Origin of the sequence: Aeromonas sp. 102P (assembly GCF_051920345.1) — a bacterium.
Lineage (GTDB): Bacteria > Pseudomonadota > Gammaproteobacteria > Enterobacterales > Aeromonadaceae > Aeromonas > Aeromonas veronii.
In genome coordinates this window covers 350,237-366,469 of record NZ_JBQBCZ010000001.1, presented here as the reverse complement: position 1 = coordinate 366,469, position 16,233 = coordinate 350,237, and the positions used below count along the sequence as shown (strand labels likewise).

Sequence of the window (16,233 nt, the reverse complement as noted above, 5' to 3'; positions counted from 1 at the left end):
ACATCGGGGTCCCCCATGTCCGATCTGCGTCAAGAAGCACTCGATTACCACGCCCAGCCCGTACCGGGCAAAATTGCCATCGCCCTGACCAAGCCTGCCGAAACCGCCCGCGATCTGGCGCTGGCCTACAGCCCGGGTGTTGCCGAGCCGGTGCGCGAGATCGCTGCCAACCCGGCCGATGCCTACCGCTATACCGGCAAGGGCAATCTGGTGGCCGTCATCTCCAACGGCACCGCCATTCTGGGGCTGGGTAATCTGGGGCCGCTGGCCTCCAAGCCGGTGATGGAGGGCAAGGCCCTGTTGTTCAAGCGCTTCGCCGGTATCGACGCCATCGACATCGAGGTGAAGCACGAGACCAGCCAGCAGTTTATCGACACGGTGGCGGCTATCGCCGATACCTTCGGTGGCATCAATCTGGAAGATATCAAGGCGCCGGAGTGTTTCGAGATTGAAGAGGCGCTGATCGCGCGCTGCGACATTCCGGTGTTCCACGATGACCAGCACGGTACCGCCATCGTCACCGCCGCCGGTCTGCTCAACGCGCTGGAAGTGCAGGGCAAGCAGATCAGTGACAGCCGCATCGTCTGTATGGGGGCGGGGGCTGCCGCGACCGCCTGCATGGATCTGCTGATCAAGTGTGGCGCCAGGGCGCACAACATCTTCATGCTGGATCGTCAGGGGGTGATTCACACCGGCCGCAGCGATCTCAACAAGTACAAGCAGCGTTTCGCCAACGAGACTCCGCTGCGTACCCTGATGGATGTCATCGAAGGGGCGGATGTGTTTGTCGGTGTTTCAGGCCCCGATGTGCTGCCCGCCGAAGCGGTCGCCCTGATGGCGCCCAACCCGGTGATCTTTGCCTGCTCCAACCCGGACCCGGAGATCAAGCCGGCGCTGGCCCACGGAGTGCGCAGCGACCTCATCATGGGCACCGGCCGTTCCGACTACCCGAACCAGATCAACAACGTGCTCTGCTTCCCCTTCATCTTCCGCGGTGCGCTCGACGCCCGTGCCAGCCGCATCAACGATGCCATGAAGATTGCTGCGGTCGAGGCGATCCGCGCGCTTGCCAAGGAGTCGGTGCCGGCCGAAGTGCTGACCGCCGCCGGGGTGAGCGAGCTCGCCTTCGGCAAGGATTACGTCATTCCCAAGCCGATGGATGCCCGTCTGCTGCCACGGGTTGCCCGCGCCGTGGCGCTGGCGGCGGTCGCCTCTGGCGTCGCCCGCATCGAGCTGCCTGCGGACTACATGCTGTAATCCGGCGTTGCAAACGGCCCCATAGCGGGGCCGTTTTTATTTCTGCTTCTGACGACAGCCAGAGACGCCAGCCGGGCGACAGGTTGGGGCATATGGAGGCAAATCGGGTTCAAAGGTGGTCAAACAGCGCTCTCCTCTGACACAATATTGCCACTATGACGCTAACGAGAATCAAGATGCAGCAGCCTGTCAGCGGCCGTTTGGCCCACGCCCTCTCCTTCTTGCGCCATGATGGTCGCCACTTTGCCCAGTTTGTCTGGGGCCGTTTCCAGCAGGACAGATTGACGGTTACCGCCGGTTATCTGGCCTATGTCACCCTGCTTTCACTGGTGCCGATGATCGCCGTGGTGTTTGGCATGATGTCCGCCTTCCCAGTGTTCCAGAGCCTCAAGCAGGCGATGGAGCAGTTCGTCTACCACAACTTCGTGCCGACCGCGGGCGACATGCTCAAGGAGTACATCGACGGCTTCGTGGCCAATGCCACCAACACCACGGCAGTGGGGATTGGGGCGCTGGTGGTGGTGGCGCTGATGCTGATCTCCGCCATCGACAAGAACCTCAACTACATCTGGCGTTCGACCCAGGGCCGCCCGCTGGCGCAGGCCTTTGCCATGTACTGGATGATCCTGACCCTGGGGCCCGTGCTTATCGGGGCCAGTATCGCCATCTCCTCTTACATCTTCTCGCTGCGGCTGTTTGGTGCCGAGAGCCTGTTCGGCATCGGCTATCTGCTGTTGCGCGGCTTGCCGTTCCTCTTCTCGGTGCTCACCTTCCTGCTGGTCTATACCGTGGTGCCGAACTGCAAGGTGCGGCTGATCCACGCCTTTATCGGTGCGCTGGTAGCGGCGACCCTGTTCGAGCTGGCCAAGCGCGGCTTTGCCATCTACATCACCAACTTCCCCTCCTATCAGGCTATCTACGGCGCGCTGGCCACCATCCCGATCCTGTTTGTCTGGGTCTATCTCAGCTGGCTGGTGGTGCTGCTGGGGGCTGAAACCACTGCCTGCCTCGGTGAATATGAGAAACCGGCGAGTGAGGAGCTTGGCTAAGCCATCGCCTTGGCCATCGGTTTATTGGTAGCATCGACGACCGCCCCTGTGAGGGGGCGGTCGTTCTGTTTTCAAAGGAGAGGGATGTGATTGCATTGATTCAGCGGGTCAGCGAGGCCAGCGTGACTGTCGAGGGGGAGGTGACCGGCGCCATCGGTCAGGGATTGCTGGTACTGCTCGGGGTGGAGCAGGGGGATGACGAGGCCAAGGCCGACAAGCTGCTGCACAAGGTGAGCGGCTATCGGGTCTTCAGTGACGAGAATGGCAAGATGAACCTCAATGTCAGCCAGATCGGCGGCAGCCTGCTGGTGGTCTCCCAGTTTACCCTAGCGGCCGACACCAAGAGCGGGATGCGCCCCAGCTTCTCCTGCGGAGCTCACCCGAGCGAGGCCGAGCGCCTCTATGACTACTTCGTGGCCAAGGCTGCTGCCAGCGGCATCCCGACCGCAACCGGGCGTTTTGCCGCCGACATGAAGGTGGCGCTGGTCAACGAGGGGCCAACGACCTTCTGGCTACAGGTCTGAGGATGTTTCGTCCCGCGGTGTGACGTGGACGATCACGTTGATAAGCCCCGCTACCGGATAGGGGGTTGCCGGGCCAATCCACTGTTCGATCAGCGTCAGGGCGTGGGTTAGCTCAAGCGCGGTGCGTGGCAGCAGGTTGATCACCAGCGTGCCGCAGAGGCGGGGAGCCAGCGCCCGGTAGAGTCGCTCCTGAAACAGCAGCAGCGGGTTGCCATCCTGACTGAAGAGATCGAGCAGGATGAGATCGTACTGCTGTTCGCTCTGCTCCAAAAAGGCGAGGGCATCGACCTGATGGAGTGCCGGAGCGGCGTGTTCATCGCTCTCCTGATACTGGAAAAACTGCTGATAAACGGTCAGTACCTCTTCGTCGAGGTCAACGCACTCGTGGCGTGCATCGGGCCAGCGCTGACTCAGATGGCGGGTGAGATCGCCGCCACCCAGACCCAGTTCTAGGATCCGGGTGGCCTGCTCCGGCAGCAGGCATGCGATGACCCGTTGATGGGGCAGACAGAGGATCGCGGGGTCGGCGAGCGACATGGCGGATTGCACCACGCCGTCTATCTCCAGCCAGCGGTGCTGGTCATTTTCCTGTACCGTGAGGCGGCGCTGGGGTTTGACGCTGAGGTGCAACAAGTGATCGGCTTGGTACGCTTGCAGATTGAAGTCCATGAATTTGCACGGCAAGATGGTTTCCGACCAGTGTAACTCAAGGATGAAACTATGTACCGGGTAGTCACCCCTCAGACAGTCGCCGAGCTGGATGCCTACTACCAGTTGCGCTGGGAACTTCTGCGTAAACCCTTCAATCTGCCCGTCGGTTCCGAGCGGGACGAGTACGACACCGTCGCCATTCACCGGCTGATGCTGGCACCCGATGGCACTCCCATTGCGGTGGGCCGCCTCTTTATCGGTGGTGACGAGGCGCAGATCCGCTTTATGGCGCTGCGTCCCGAATACCGCGGCCAGGGGCTGGGTGCCCAAATGGTGGAAGATCTCGAGCAGTTGGCCCGCAGCGAGAAGGTGAAACGGCTGGTGATGAACGCCCGTCAGGAGGCGGTGGAGTTCTATCGCAAGTGCGGCTTTCTCGAAGTAGGGGGCGGCCCCGTCTCCTTTGGCCGCATTCCCCATCGCCAGATGATCAAATCCCTGAGCCCGTTGCAGACTATCCAGTATCGGCCGGAGTGGTGTCAGGATCTCACCACCCGCTGGTCGCGCGGGGTGCCCATCAGCGAGAAGATGGGGATGCACATCAGCCACTACGACGGCCAGACCTTCCACCTCAAGGCCAATCTGGCGGCCAACTTCAACGTGCATGGCAGCATGTTCGCCGGCAGTGTCTACAGCCAGTGCGTGCTGGCGGGCTGGGGGCTGATCTGGCTGCAGCTTAAAGAGGAGGGGCTGGTGGGCGAGCCGGTGCTGGCCGAGAGCACCATCAAATATCATGGCCCGGTCGATGAGGAGCCCGAGGCGCGAGTGGCCCGCGAGGGGATGCCCGCCGTGCTGCAGCCGCTCAAACGGGGGGAGCCTGCCACCTTCAGCCTCAAGATCCAGCTGTTCAGCGGCAGCAAGCTGGCGGCGGAGTTCTGCGGTCACTACGTGGTGCAGCCGCCCCGCCGCCCGGGCCAGTAACCGCGTCGTTTCCCCATCAAACAACAAGGCCTCATCATGAGGCCCTGTCTGTTTTTACCCTTGCTGGCTGTCGCTTGTCTGCCCGGCTTGGGTCTGCACTTGGGCCTGGTTTTGGGCTTTCGTTGCGGGAGCCGGTCGCCAGAGCGGCGCACTGTTGCCTTGCGGCGGATAGCGTACTCCCACTTCCCAGCCGCAAGAGTCCTGCTTCTGCGGGAAGCTCCAGGCCAACGTGGGGGCAGTTAGCGGCCCGCGCCACTGGCCGAGCAGCTCGGCGCAGCGGTTGCCGTTGAGGATCCCCAGATCGAGCTGCCACTGTTCGTTGACCAGATCGATCCCCCCTTGCAGCGCCAGCAGATGAGTGATGGTGGAGGCGCCAGCCTGCTCGACTTGTAGTTGCCCCTTGTCGATCTTGCCCTGCAGCTTGATGCGGTAGAAGGGGGTGTCACCCTCCTGCATCGCCTGCCACAGCTGATCCGGCGTCAGGGTGGGCGGGGTCGCGCCCTTGAACCACTCATCCAGCAGCGGATCTATCTTTACTTTGTCCCAGAACGGCTCGTCGGCATCGAGGGCAAAGCTGCCCTGCAGGGTCTGGCGCCACTCGCCCGCCGTTTTGCCGTGTTCGGCTTGCAGGTCGGCGCTCACGTCCGCCTTGCCAGCGAACGAGACAGGGAAGTGGAATATCTTGCCCCATTGCTGCAGATCCAGCTTGGTCGCCTGCAGTTGGAGGCGGCTGTTCTGGCCCGGTTCGCGGCCCCACTGGCCGCTCATGCTGAGGCTGCCCTCATCCGGCAGCGAGCTGGTGAGTTTGCCCAGTTGCCAGGAGCCGGGGGTCAGTTCCCCATCCAGCTCGCCGTTGCGGGCGCTGAGGCCATCCCACACCAGCTCGAACCACTTGCTCTCGATACGGGCGCGGCCGAGCAGCGGGCCGGGTTGGTTATCGCGCAGGGCGAGATCACTCAGATAGAGCTGCCAGCCGGTCAGCGACAGAGGGATGGAATCGTCGAAGGAGAGCACCTTGAGCTTGTCGAACGCCAGCTTGCGGATATCGACCTGCTGCGGGCGCCAGCTCTGCCAATCCTGCCACCACCCCTGTGGCAGGCTGATATCCATGCCGCTCAGCGCCACGTCTTTCAGGGTCAGCTTCTGCTGCTGGCTATCGAGGGAGAGCTCGACATTGAACTCCCCTTCATAGGCCTTGCCCCGCAGTTCACCGTCGATCTGCTGGGGCGAGAAGGCGAGCTTGCCCTTGATCTCCTCCAGCTGGAACAGGCCGCGGCCCATGTCGCCCAGGGTGCCGCTCAGATAGCCGGTGGGCTGGTTGCCCGCCTGCCAGTTGAAGGCGGTGAGCTGGCCGCTGAAGTTGTTGAAGGAGAGCTCCTGATTGATGTCGTTGAGGCTGACGCCGTCCAGATGACCGCGATCCAGCGACACGCTTTGCAACGGGAAGCGCTGCGGGAAGCCTTGTTGTGTCAGATCGCCCAGCTCCACCCGCATGCCGCGCGCCTTGAGATCGTGCAGTTGCAGGGTGCGAGCGGGCCAGTCCAGCACCATGCCGCTCTCCAGCAGACCGTCAAACAGGTTGGTCACCAGCTTGTCGCTGCGCAGCACTTCCCCTTCCAGCCTTCCTTGCAGGTTGAGGCGGGCGAAGGTGAACTGTGGGGTCTCCAGCTGGCCGATATTGAGGCTCAGGTTGGCCTGTGGCTGCCGTTTCGGGTCGATCAGCTCCCAGTCACTCAGGGTGGCATTGAGGCCGCGCAGGGTCAGCTCGGGGCTCTCCAGACTGAGCCGGTCTATGGTGCTGTCACTGATGGTGAGGGAGTGCACCGGCAGGCTCGGTAGCAGATTGGATAACGATTGAGGCAGCGGCAGCTTGATGGCGGGACGAATGAGATCGAGATGGGCGATGCGCACGTCGCGGCTCAGCCAGTCGATGCTCTCGATTTCCAGATAGATCTTGTCGAGTGAGACTGCATCGCCGTAACGCACCTGCTCTGCCAGCAGGGTGTAAGGGTGCAGCGGGTTGAACACCAGTCGCCCTATGGTGACCGGCACGCCGGTCTGCTGGCTGATCCAGCTGGCGATGGGGCCTTTGGCGCGCTCGGCGTCGAACAGGCCGAGGGCAACCCAGACAAACAGCAGCAGGAAGGCGAAGGTGTAGAGCAGGCCGCGTAGCCAGGAATTCATGGTTGCTTTCCTCCTGTTTTGGGATGTGTTGTCAGGCGTTTGAGTAGTGGCCTCGCAGACCGAGCCAGCGCCGTATCAAGGGTTCGACATGACTCGGATGCCTATCCATAAGGACATGTGCCCATCTTCTGCATCTACTTCGATCAGGCATTGGAATAGTGATCCCGTAAGCCGAGCCAACGGCGAATCAAGGGTTCGACATGGCTTGGGTGCCTATCCATGAGGAAGCGCGCCATTTTTTGCACCTGCGGAATAAGCGGCTGATCCCGCACCAGATCGGCGATCTTGAGATCGGCCAGACCGGTCTGGCGGGTGCCGAGCAGTTCCCCCGGGCCGCGCAGTTCCAGATCGCGCTGGGCGATGAGGAAGCCATCGTTGGTCTCCCGCAGCACCCCGAGCCGGCTCTGGGCCGTCTTGGACAAGGGGGCATGATAGAGCAGCACGCAGTGAGAGGCTACCGCACCACGGCCAACCCGACCGCGCAGCTGGTGCAACTGCGCCAGTCCCAGTCGCTCCGGGTTCTCGATGATCATCAGGCTGGCGTTGGGCACATCCACCCCCACCTCGATGACGGTGGTGGCGACCAGCAGTTGCAGTATGCCCGCCTTGAACTCCTCCATCACCCGCTGTTTCTCCACCGGACGCATCCGGCCGTGCACCAGCCCGATGTGCAGGCCGGGCAGCAGGGTCTGCAGTTCGGCGGCGGTATCCTCGGCGGCTTGGCACTCCAGCACCTCCGACTCCTCGATCAGGGTGCAGACCCAGTAGGCCTGCTTGCCCTCGGTGCAGGCGAGTTTGACCCGCTCGATCACGTCGCCGCGACGGCTGTCGGGCAGCGCCACCGTGGTGATGGGGGTTCGGCCCGGCGGCAGTTCGTCGATGACCGAGGTGTCGAGGTCGGCATAGGCGGTCATCGCCAGGGTGCGGGGGATCGGGGTGGCGGTCATGATCAGCTGATGGGGATGTACCCCTTCCCGCTCCCCTTTTTCCCGCAGGGCGAGGCGCTGATGCACCCCGAATCTGTGCTGTTCATCGATGATGACCAAGGCGAGGCGCTGGAACACCACCTGCTCCTGAAAGATGGCGTGGGTGCCCACCACCATCTTGACGCTGCCATCGGCGATAGCGGCCAGCGACTCTTCCCGCGCCTTGCCTTTCTGTTTGCCCGCCAGCCAGCCGACTCCGATGCCGAGCGGTTCCAGCCACTTGGCGAAGTTGATGGCGTGCTGTTCCGCCAGCAGCTCGGTCGGTGCCATCAAGCCCACCTGACAGCCATTGCCGATAGCCTGCAGGGCGGCCAGCGCCGCGACCAGCGTCTTGCCGGAACCCACGTCACCCTGCACCAGCCGCATCATGGGGTGGCTCTGTTGCAGATCCTTGCTTATCTCGGCCACTACCCGGCTCTGGGCGCCGGTGGGCTTGAACGGCAGGGCGCCGAGCAGTTGTTCAACCAGCGCGGGCGCCGGTTTGAGGGCGCGGGCCAGCTGGGTTTGCGCCTGAGCGCGCACCTTGAGTACCGAGAGGTTGTGCGCCAGCAGCTCCTCCAGTACCAGTCGCTGCTGGGCCGGATGTTGGCCGCTTTCCAGCAGCGGCAGCGCTACCGATGGGGGCGGGCGATGCAGCAGTTTCAGGGCGGCGGCCAGTTCAATCTGGTGGGGATAGAGGCCGGCGGGCAGCAGCTCCTCCACGCCATAGAGGTCGAGCTGGGCCAGCGCCTGATCGGTGAGGTTGCGCAGGGTGAGCTGGCGTAGCCCTTCGGTAGTCGGGTAGACGGGGGTGAGCGCCTCTTCGGTCTGACCGGCCTGCTCCTCGCCGAGCAGCTTGTACTCGGGGTGGGCCATCTCCAGCCCGTATTTGCCGGGACGCACCTCGCCAAAGCAGCGGATCAGGCGGCCCGCCGCCAGACTGTTTTTCTGGGCGGCGGTGAAGTTGAAGAAGCGCAAGGTGAGGGTGCCGGTGCCATCGCTGATGCGACAGACCATCATGCGGCGGCGCCCCATCACCAGCTGAGTGTCCTGGATTTCGCCCTCGACGGCGCCGTGCAGGCCGGGCGGCAGATCGCCGATGGGCCACACCTGGGTACGGTCCTCGTAGCGCAGGGGGAGGTGGAACAGCAGATCCTGTACCGTGGCCAGCCCCAGCCGCTCGAGCTTCTCCAGCATCTTGCTGCCGACACCCTTGAGGCTATCGAGAGGAATTTTATCCAATTTCATCAATTAGATGCCCGAAAACACTGTAAATATGTCCAGATGATAGGGGTTGTTGAGGGGCCGATGCAAGCCGAGTTGCTGCTGGCTGGGCCGTCAAAGTGGGGGAAACGGCGGATATAACCAAGGCCTGCCGAAAACGGGAGGCCTTTGTGCGGCTGCCAACAGGCAAGGTGCGGGCGCATGGCGCCCGGAGTCAGATGATGCGTTTGAGCAGCAGGTGGGCCTTGACCCTGTGGATCCGTCCCAGCAGCTTGCGCACCTGTTCCGGGTAGTCCTGAATCTGCTCAACCTGATCAAAGTGGCTGATCCGCTTGGTGTTGGTCAGGATGTTCTCCCGCTCCGCGTTGAACTGGGGACGCAGCAGGTGGCGACGATCGTGTACCAGCAGGCCGTTCTCCAGATCCAGCGCCCAGGCGCGGGGGTTGAGGTTGTTGCCGGTGAGCAGGGCCCACTCGTCATCCACGAAGATCCCCTTGAGATGGTAGGAGTTGCGCTCGCAACACCAGAGCATCAGGTTGAGGCGACCGTCGTCGATGTGACGCTGGTTGCGCTCGGCAAACTTGCGCAGGTTGGTCTCGTAGAGATAGGGCAGGCCACCGATGGTGGAGAACTTCTCTTCCGGCGGAATGAAGAAGTCGTTGGCGGTCTTGTCGCCCACTACGATGGTCACCTTGCAACCGCGCTGCAGCAGATCCTCGATATCCTTGCTCAACTCCTTGGGGGGGTTGAAGTAAGGGGTGCAGATGAAGATCTCCCGCTCGGTGGCGCGCACCAGATTGCGGATCATCAGGTTGAGCTGATTGTTGCGCTTGCCCAGACCCACCATGGGGGTGATGGCCACCTCCTGGGTGTTGACCGGCATGGTGCTGAAACGGTACTGGCTCTGGCGCAGGCTCTGCTTGAAGCGGCGGATCGGCCCTTTCAGCTGTTTGGCGCTGGGGATGTCGCTGTGATCCAGTCGCTGCACCGCGTCGCTCTTCACGAACAGGTCATCCACATAGTTGACCATGCTGCGGGCCAGCTCCGGGCTGGTGATCTGGTGATAGCGATCGAAGCGGTAGCGATCCTGCTGATGCAGGTAGATGTCGTTGAGGCTGGCACCGGAGTAGAGCACCACATCATCAAAGATGAAGCCCTTGAGGTGGAGCACGCCGAGCAGTTCGCGCCCTTTGACCGGCACGCCGTAGATTTCGATCTGGTGCTCGTGTTCGGCAGCCATGGCCTGATACATCAGGTGGTTGCCGCCCTGCTTGCCTTTGCCGATCAGGCCGCGCTGGGCACGGTGGAAGTCGACGAACAGCTTGATGTCGAGGGCCGGATTGCGCTGCTTGGCGGCGTAGAGGGCGGAGAGGATCTCCCGGCCTGCTTCGTCATCTTGCAGATAGAGCGCGACCAGATAGATGCGCCGGGTGGCACTGGCGATAAGCGCAAGAATGCGGCGTTTGAAATCCTGGGCGCTATAGAGCACTTCAAACTGATCCGCTGCGACGGCGATCTGGGGCAGGCGCGCCAGCAGTTGTCGATAATGGGCCGATGAATGCATAGATAAACCTGAAATCACGGGGTTAAGCGTTCCACTCGGAGCGATGAATAGGCGATTCTAGCAATCTCGCCCTCTCAGCCAAAGAAAGAATCATCAGAAAGATGAAAAAGGCCTCACGAGTGAGGCCTTTTTGTCAGCATTTCCCCCTTGTCAGAGGAAGCTGTAGATGATCATCGCCATCACGCCGCCGGTGGTGCCGATGATGGTTTCCATCACGGTCCAGGTCTGCAGGGTCTGCTTCTCGGTCAGGCCGAGGTAGCGGTTCGCCAGCCAGAAACCGGAGTCGTTGACGTGGGAGAGCACGATGGCACCGCCGCCAATGGCGATGGTGACGGCCGCCAGCTGGGCGCCGTTCAGGCCGAGCGGCTCCAGCATCGGCAGCACCAGACCGCAGGCGGTCAGCATGGCGACGGTGGCAGAGCCCTGAATCACCCGTACCGCAGCGGCCAGAATGAAGGCCAGTGCGACGATAGGCAGACCGGAGTCGGCCAGCATGTTGCCCAGCGCGGCGCCCACACCGGAATCAACCAGCACCTGCTTGAAGACGCCACCGGCACCGGTCACCAGGATGATGACACCGGCGGGCTGGATGGCGCTGTTGCAGACGCTCATCACCTCGTCACGGGACATGCCGCGGCGAATACCCAGCAGGTAGAAAGCGGCCAGACAGGCGACCATGATGGCGGTGAAGGGGTGACCGATGAACTCCAGCCAGTTGTGCAGGGTGGAGCCTGCCTCGACGAAGCGACCGACGATGGTCTTGAGGCCGATCAGCAGCAGCGGCAGACCGATGAGGCCCATGGCCAGCCCGAAGGAGGGCAGGGATTTGCTGTCATCGTGAACGCTGTTCTGGGCATCAGCAGGCAGCGGCACATCGACGATCTTGCTGATGAAGTCACCGAACAGCGGGCCCGCCAGGATCAACGCCGGTACGGCGGCGATCAGGCCGAACAGGATCATATAGCCGAAGTCGGCACCCAGCTGGGAAGCCACCAGGATCGGGCCCGGCGCCGGAATAAGGAAGGCCTGGCAAGTGGCGATACCGGCCAGCAGGGCGATACCGATCTTCACCACGCTGCCGCCGCCACGACGGACGATGGCGAAGGCGACGCCGATCAGCAGCACCACGGCCACATCAAAGAAGAGCGGCAGGGCGCAGACAAAGCCGGTCAGGGCCATTGCCCAGTTGGCGCGCTTGACGCCGAACTTGCCGAGCAGGGTGTGAGCCACCCGGTCGAGAGCACCGGTCACTTCCATCACCTTGCCGAACATGGCGCCCAGCGCCACCACTACCGCGACGAAACCGAGGGTGCCACCCATCCCTTTCTGGATGGTGTTGGCGATGTCGGCCGGGTTCATGCCGGCGGCAAGACCCGCCACCATGGAGACCAGGATCAGGGCTACCACGGCGTGGAGCCGGGCCTTCATCACCAGGAAGAGCAGCAACACAATCGAGCCGGCGGCTGTCATGATCAGGGAGAGGTCAGACATTGTTATGCGTTCCTTTTTCCAAGTTCAGTCGTGACACCTTGCCGATCCGTCGGCAAACCATATCTTTATGATTTATTTAGATTTATGGCAAGGGCTCAACATCATATGCCCAGGTGACTATGGGTTTGCTCAGTCTGTGGCAGACTTCACATTTTTAATCGTTACCGGTAACATGTTACCGGTAACGTGTTAGATTAGAACCCATCAACAGCTGGTTTTTTGAAAAGTGGGACAGAGGTCAAATTATGGCGGGTAAGTGCATTATCGTGATGGGTGTGTGTGGTAGCGGCAAATCCAGCGTGGGTCTGAAAGTGGCCGAAGCGCTGGGCGCCAAGTTCATCGATGGTGATGACCTGCACCCCAAGGCCAACATCCAGAAGATGGCTGGCGGCAACCCCCTCAACGATGAGGATCGTGCCCCCTGGCTGGAGCGGATCCGCGACGCCGCCTACAGTCTCGAGCAGAAGAACGAGACCGGCATCATTGTCTGTTCCGCCCTCAAAAAGAAGTACCGCGACCAGATCCGCGAAGGCAACGAGTCGGTCAGCTTCATTTTCCTCGATGGCAGCCAGCCGCTGATCCTCGAGCGGATGCGTGCCCGCAAGGGCCACTTCATGCGTGAAAGCATGGTACAAAGTCAGTTCGATACTCTGGAGCGCCCGGATGGCGAAGCCGGTGTATTCCACATTGATATAGACGGCACCTTCGAACAGGTGGTTGACCGCGCCGTCACAGCATTGGAGCAAGCCCAATGATTCATCAGGTAATTTCCGACGTCACCGCCCGCATCCGCGAGCGCAGTGTCGCCCGTCGTCAGGCATTTCTGGCCCGCATCCAGCGTCAGGCAGAGCAGGGCAAGACCCGCGCCGCGCTGGCCTGCGGCAACCTGGCCCACGCCGTGGCCGCCTGCAGCAGTGACGAGAAGGGTCGCATTCTCGATATGACCCGCGCCAACGTCGGCATCGTCACCGCCTACAACGATATGCTGAGCGCCCATCAGCCTTATCAGGGCTATCCGGATCAGATCAAGGCGGTACTGGCCGAGCTGGGCCACAGTGCCCAGGTCGCCGGCGGCGTGCCAGCTATGTGCGACGGCGTGACCCAGGGTCAGCCGGGGATGGACATGTCCCTCTTCTCCCGCGACCTGATCGCCCAGGCGACCGCGCTGTCGCTTTCTCACAACACCTTCGACGCCACCCTGCTGCTCGGCATCTGCGACAAGATTGCACCGGGTCAGATCATGGGGGCCCTCTCCCACGCTCACCTGCCGACTGCATTCGTACCGGCGGGCCCCATGGCGAGCGGCATCAGCAACGACGAGAAGGTGAAGGTGCGTCAGAAGTACGCCGCCGGTGAAGTGGGCCGTGATGCCCTGCTGGAGATGGAGTGCGGCGCCTACCATGCGGCGGGCACCTGCACCTTCTACGGCACTGCCAACACCAACCAGCTGGTGTTCGAGGCCATGGGCCTGATGCTGCCGGGCTCCGCCTTCGTGCATCCCCATAGCGAACTGCGCCGCGCCCTCACCGATGAGGCCGCCCGCCGCATCAGCGCCATGATCCCGGGATCTCCGGCTTATCGCCCGCTCAGCACAGTGCTGGACGAGCGCTCGCTGGTCAACGGTCTGGTGGCCCTGCTCGCCTCCGGCGGCAGCACCAACCACAGCATTCACATGGTGGCGCTGGCCCGCGCGGCCGGTCTGGTACTGACCTGGGATGACATCAGCGATCTCTCCGATGTGGTGCCGCTGCTGGTGCGCATGTACCCGAACGGCCCAGCCGATGTGAACGCCTTCGAACAGGCGGGCGGTGTGCCCGGGATGATGCGCCGTCTGGCCGAAGATGGGCTGATCCACATGGATGCCACCCCGGTGTTTGGCGAGATGCAGGATTACCTCAGCCGTCCGGCACTGGTGGATGGCCAGCTGGTATGGCAGCCGGTCGGTGAGAGCGGCGATGCGAGCGTGTTGTCACCTTCCGGCAGCGTATTCCAGGCCACTGGCGGCACCAAGCTGCTGGCGGGCAATCTGGGCCGCGCCGTGGTCAAGGTCTCCGCCGTGGCTCCCGAGTATCGGGTTATCGAAGCGCCAGCGCGGGTCTTCTCCTCCCAGCATGCGGTGGAAGCGGCCTACAAGGCGGGCGATCTCAATCAGGATGCCGTTATCGTGGTGCGCCACAATGGTCCGGCCGCCAACGGCATGCCGGAGCTGCACAAGCTGATGCCGGTGCTCGGCAACCTGCAGAAGGCGGGTTACAAGGTGGCGCTGGTCACCGATGGCCGTCTCTCCGGCGCCTCCGGCAAGATCCCAGCCGCCATCCACGTCACCCCGGAAGCGCTGCACGGCGGGGCCATTGGCCTGCTTGCTGACGGTGACCTGCTGCGGGTTGACGCGGTAAACGGCAGCCTCGACTGCCTGACCGATTTGAGTGGCCGTACCCAGGCCGAGATTGACCTCACTCCGGAACAAGAGGGGTGGGGCCGTGAACTGTTCAGCGTGATGCGTCGCGCGGTATCGAGCGCCGAGTGTGGCGCCACCATCTTTGACTAAGGAAGAGCTATGCAGAACTGGAAAGTGACCCCGGCCGAGGTGTTTGCCGCCTCCCCGCTGGTACCCGTGATGGTTATCAACGAGCTGGATCAGGCCCTGCCGATGGCCAAGGCGCTGCTCGACGGCGGCATCTCTGTCTTCGAAATCACCTTGCGCACCCCGGTGGCGCTCGATGCCATCGCCCTTATCGCCAAGGCGATGCCGGATGCCATGGTCGGTGCCGGTACCGTGCTCAACTGCGAGCAGTTTGATGCAGCTGTCGCTGCCGGTGCCCGCTTCGTCATCTCCCCGGGGATGACCCCGGCCCTGCTGGCCCACGCGGCCAAGAGCACTGCACCGCTGATCCCGGGCGTGGCGACTCCGTCTGAAGTGATGCAGGCGCTGGAAGCGGGCTATGACCACCTGAAGTTCTTCCCGGCCGAAGCGAACGGCGGCACCAAGGCGCTCTCCGCCATTGCCGCGCCGCTGCCCCAGGTGAAGTTCTGCCCGACCGGCGGTATCGGCCCGAAAAACGTGGCCGACTATCTGGCGCTCAAGTGCGTCGCCACCGTCGGCGGCTCCTGGATGCTGCCGGCCGATGCGGTCAAGAGCGGCAACTGGGAAGAGGTGACCCGCCTCTCCCGCGAAGCGGTTGAGCTGGTTAAACGCTAAGCGTCAGTTGTGCAGAAAACCAAACAGGCCACCCTCGGGTGGCCTGTTTGTTATCGGCGTGACTTAAGTGGGTGAGGGAAGGGATTACCCCAGACTCTCCCCGACATAGAGGGAGAAGCCGATATCCTTGCGGGTGTCGGGTTGGGATTGGCCGCTGAGACGCGCCAGCAGCATGGTGGCCGCCTCCCGACCGATCGCTTCCCGCGGGGTGGCGATACTGGCCAGCTTGGGGGTCATGGCGTGGCCGATGTCGAGGGCGTTGCAACCGGCGATGGCGATCTGCTGGGGCACCGGGATCCACTTGGCCTGACACTGCAGCAGGGCGCCCACCGCCAGGTCATCGTTGGTGCAGAACAGGCCGTCGAGGTCGGGATAGCGCACCAGCGCCTGATCCAGCAGCTCGCCCCCCAGAGTGAAGCTGGAGGATTGTTCGGTCAGCAGATGCTGGCCGGTGAGGCCGAAGTCGGTCATCGCCTGATAGTAACCCTCCATCCGCAGCTGGGTACGCACGTCGAGCCGCGCTCCCAGATAGACCACCTTGCGTCGGCCCCGGTGCAGCATCTCTGTTACCATGGCCCGGGCCGCGGCTCTATGATCCATGCCGACCACCATGTCGATGGGGGTTTGCGGCAGATCCATGGTCTCCACCACCGGAATGCCGGCGGTGGCGATCATCTTGCGGGTGCGTTCGGTGTGCTGGCTGTCGGAGAGGATCAGCCCATCCACGTGATAGGAGAGCAGGGACGCGACCTGCTCCTCCTCCCGCTCCGGGCTGTAGCCGTAGTGGGCCAGCAGGGTCTGGTAGCCAGCCGGTCGGGTCACCGACTCGATGCCGTGGATCACCGCCGAGAAGACCTGGTTGGAGAGGGAGGGGATCAGGATGCCGATCGCCTTGCTGGTCGCGTTGGAGAGAATGTCCGGCGCCCGGTTGGGGATATAACCCAGCTCTTCCACCACAGCCGCGATCCGCTCGCGGGTCCCCTCCGCCACGGTCTGCGGGTCGCGCAGATAGCGGCTGACAGTCATCTTGGTCACGCCGGTCTGGTCGGCGATATCTTGCAGGGTGGGGCGGCGCTTGCGGGTGGGGCTCATAGGGGTTTCCAGCGTGGATGTTACATGTAACATTACCGTTTTTGGCGGATAAAGT

Annotated in this window: 13 protein-coding genes; 7 read left to right on the top strand and 6 right to left on the bottom strand. The window is 62.8% G+C overall.

The genetic code is table 11. The features are described 5' to 3' along the window. The first annotated feature begins 15 nt into the window (after positions 1–15). The 3 genes from ACTG1K_RS01825 (at position 16) to dtd (ending at position 2,830) form a co-directional block, all read left to right on the top strand. A complete protein-coding gene (locus tag ACTG1K_RS01825) occupies positions 16–1,257 on the top strand; it encodes a malic enzyme-like NAD(P)-binding protein (RefSeq protein WP_101530374.1) in 1,242 nt (413 codons plus the stop codon). A gap of 176 nt (positions 1,258–1,433) precedes the next feature. Then, positions 1,434–2,306, top strand: coding sequence for a virulence factor BrkB family protein (locus tag ACTG1K_RS01820; protein ID WP_005340664.1), 873 nt, complete (start codon positions 1,434–1,436; stop codon positions 2,304–2,306). A gap of 86 nt (positions 2,307–2,392) precedes the next feature. Next, the gene (dtd, locus tag ACTG1K_RS01815; RefSeq protein WP_335812675.1) at positions 2,393–2,830 is read left to right on the top strand and encodes a D-aminoacyl-tRNA deacylase; all 438 of its coding nucleotides are present in this window, start codon (positions 2,393–2,395) and stop codon (positions 2,828–2,830) included. Here dtd and ACTG1K_RS01810 read toward each other — a convergent pair. Then, positions 2,819–3,499 (bottom strand): spermidine synthase, encoded by a 681-nt coding sequence (locus ACTG1K_RS01810; protein ID WP_368157481.1) that lies wholly within the window; start codon positions 3,497–3,499, stop codon positions 2,819–2,821. The genes dtd and ACTG1K_RS01810 overlap by 12 nt on opposite strands. A 51-nt stretch (positions 3,500–3,550) precedes the next feature. Here ACTG1K_RS01810 and ACTG1K_RS01805 point away from each other — a divergent pair, with 51 nt between their 5' ends. After that, positions 3,551–4,459 carry a bifunctional GNAT family N-acetyltransferase/hotdog fold thioesterase gene (locus ACTG1K_RS01805; RefSeq protein WP_115544223.1) on the top strand — a complete coding sequence of 303 codons (909 nt, stop codon included), beginning with the start codon at positions 3,551–3,553 and terminating at the stop codon, positions 4,457–4,459. Positions 4,460–4,513: 54 nt separating this feature from the next. On the opposite strand, the gene ACTG1K_RS01800 is transcribed toward ACTG1K_RS01805, so the two are convergent. The 4 genes from ACTG1K_RS01800 to gntU form a co-directional block, all read right to left on the bottom strand. Then, positions 4,514–6,643: an AsmA family protein gene (locus tag ACTG1K_RS01800; protein ID WP_368157475.1), complete on the bottom strand. Its 2,130-nt coding sequence runs from the start codon at positions 6,641–6,643 to the stop codon at positions 4,514–4,516. 143 nt (positions 6,644–6,786) lie between these two features. Beyond that, complete coding sequence (recG, locus tag ACTG1K_RS01795) at positions 6,787–8,856, bottom strand: ATP-dependent DNA helicase RecG (RefSeq protein WP_368150119.1); 2,070 nt, start codon at positions 8,854–8,856, stop codon at positions 6,787–6,789. A 190-nt stretch (positions 8,857–9,046) separates the two neighbouring features. After that, a complete protein-coding gene (gene pssA, locus ACTG1K_RS01790; protein WP_193860903.1) occupies positions 9,047–10,396 on the bottom strand; it encodes a CDP-diacylglycerol--serine O-phosphatidyltransferase in 1,350 nt (449 codons plus the stop codon). Between the two features lie 150 nt (positions 10,397–10,546). Further along, the gene (gntU, locus tag ACTG1K_RS01785) at positions 10,547–11,887 is read right to left on the bottom strand and encodes a gluconate transporter (protein WP_005355418.1); all 1,341 of its coding nucleotides are present in this window, start codon (positions 11,885–11,887) and stop codon (positions 10,547–10,549) included. Between the two features lie 245 nt (positions 11,888–12,132). Between gntU and ACTG1K_RS01780 the strand changes: the two genes are divergently transcribed. The 3 genes from ACTG1K_RS01780 to ACTG1K_RS01770 are packed head-to-tail and all read left to right on the top strand — an operon-like array spanning position 12,133 to position 15,086. Next, on the top strand, positions 12,133–12,642 hold the full coding sequence (locus ACTG1K_RS01780) for a gluconokinase (protein WP_005340649.1): 510 nt from the start codon (positions 12,133–12,135) through the stop codon (positions 12,640–12,642). After that, a complete protein-coding gene (gene edd, locus ACTG1K_RS01775) occupies positions 12,639–14,435 on the top strand; it encodes a phosphogluconate dehydratase (protein WP_440004742.1) in 1,797 nt (598 codons plus the stop codon). The genes ACTG1K_RS01780 and edd overlap by 4 nt, the downstream gene beginning before the upstream one ends. A 9-nt stretch (positions 14,436–14,444) precedes the next feature. Beyond that, a complete protein-coding gene (locus tag ACTG1K_RS01770; RefSeq protein WP_005342660.1) occupies positions 14,445–15,086 on the top strand; it encodes a bifunctional 4-hydroxy-2-oxoglutarate aldolase/2-dehydro-3-deoxy-phosphogluconate aldolase in 642 nt (213 codons plus the stop codon). An 84-nt stretch (positions 15,087–15,170) separates the two neighbouring features. Here ACTG1K_RS01770 and ACTG1K_RS01765 read toward each other — a convergent pair whose 3' ends face one another. Continuing rightward, positions 15,171–16,178 (bottom strand): substrate-binding domain-containing protein, encoded by a 1,008-nt coding sequence (locus ACTG1K_RS01765; RefSeq protein ID WP_106844209.1) that lies wholly within the window; start codon positions 16,176–16,178, stop codon positions 15,171–15,173. Positions 16,179–16,233: the final 55 nt, after the last annotated feature.

Excerpts from the sequence above, each read along its gene's own strand:
- ACTG1K_RS01825 (WP_101530374.1), top strand. The coding sequence starts at position 16 with ATGTCCGATCTGCGTCAAGAAGCACTCGATTACCACGCCCAGCCCGTA.
- ACTG1K_RS01820 (WP_005340664.1), top strand. The coding sequence starts at position 1,434 with ATGCAGCAGCCTGTCAGCGGCCGTTTGGCCCACGCCCTCTCCTTCTTG.
- ACTG1K_RS01810 (WP_368157481.1), bottom strand. The coding sequence starts at position 3,499 with ATGGACTTCAATCTGCAAGCGTACCAAGCCGATCACTTGTTGCACCTC.
- ACTG1K_RS01805 (WP_115544223.1), top strand. The coding sequence starts at position 3,551 with ATGTACCGGGTAGTCACCCCTCAGACAGTCGCCGAGCTGGATGCCTAC.
- ACTG1K_RS01800 (WP_368157475.1), bottom strand. The coding sequence starts at position 6,643 with ATGAATTCCTGGCTACGCGGCCTGCTCTACACCTTCGCCTTCCTGCTG.
- recG (WP_368150119.1), bottom strand. The coding sequence starts at position 8,856 with ATGAAATTGGATAAAATTCCTCTCGATAGCCTCAAGGGTGTCGGCAGC.
- pssA (WP_193860903.1), bottom strand. The coding sequence starts at position 10,396 with ATGCATTCATCGGCCCATTATCGACAACTGCTGGCGCGCCTGCCCCAG.
- gntU (WP_005355418.1), bottom strand. The coding sequence starts at position 11,887 with ATGTCTGACCTCTCCCTGATCATGACAGCCGCCGGCTCGATTGTGTTG.
- ACTG1K_RS01780 (WP_005340649.1), top strand. The coding sequence starts at position 12,133 with ATGGCGGGTAAGTGCATTATCGTGATGGGTGTGTGTGGTAGCGGCAAA.
- edd (WP_440004742.1), top strand. The coding sequence starts at position 12,639 with ATGATTCATCAGGTAATTTCCGACGTCACCGCCCGCATCCGCGAGCGC.
- ACTG1K_RS01770 (WP_005342660.1), top strand. The coding sequence starts at position 14,445 with ATGCAGAACTGGAAAGTGACCCCGGCCGAGGTGTTTGCCGCCTCCCCG.
- ACTG1K_RS01765 (WP_106844209.1), bottom strand. The coding sequence starts at position 16,178 with ATGAGCCCCACCCGCAAGCGCCGCCCCACCCTGCAAGATATCGCCGAC.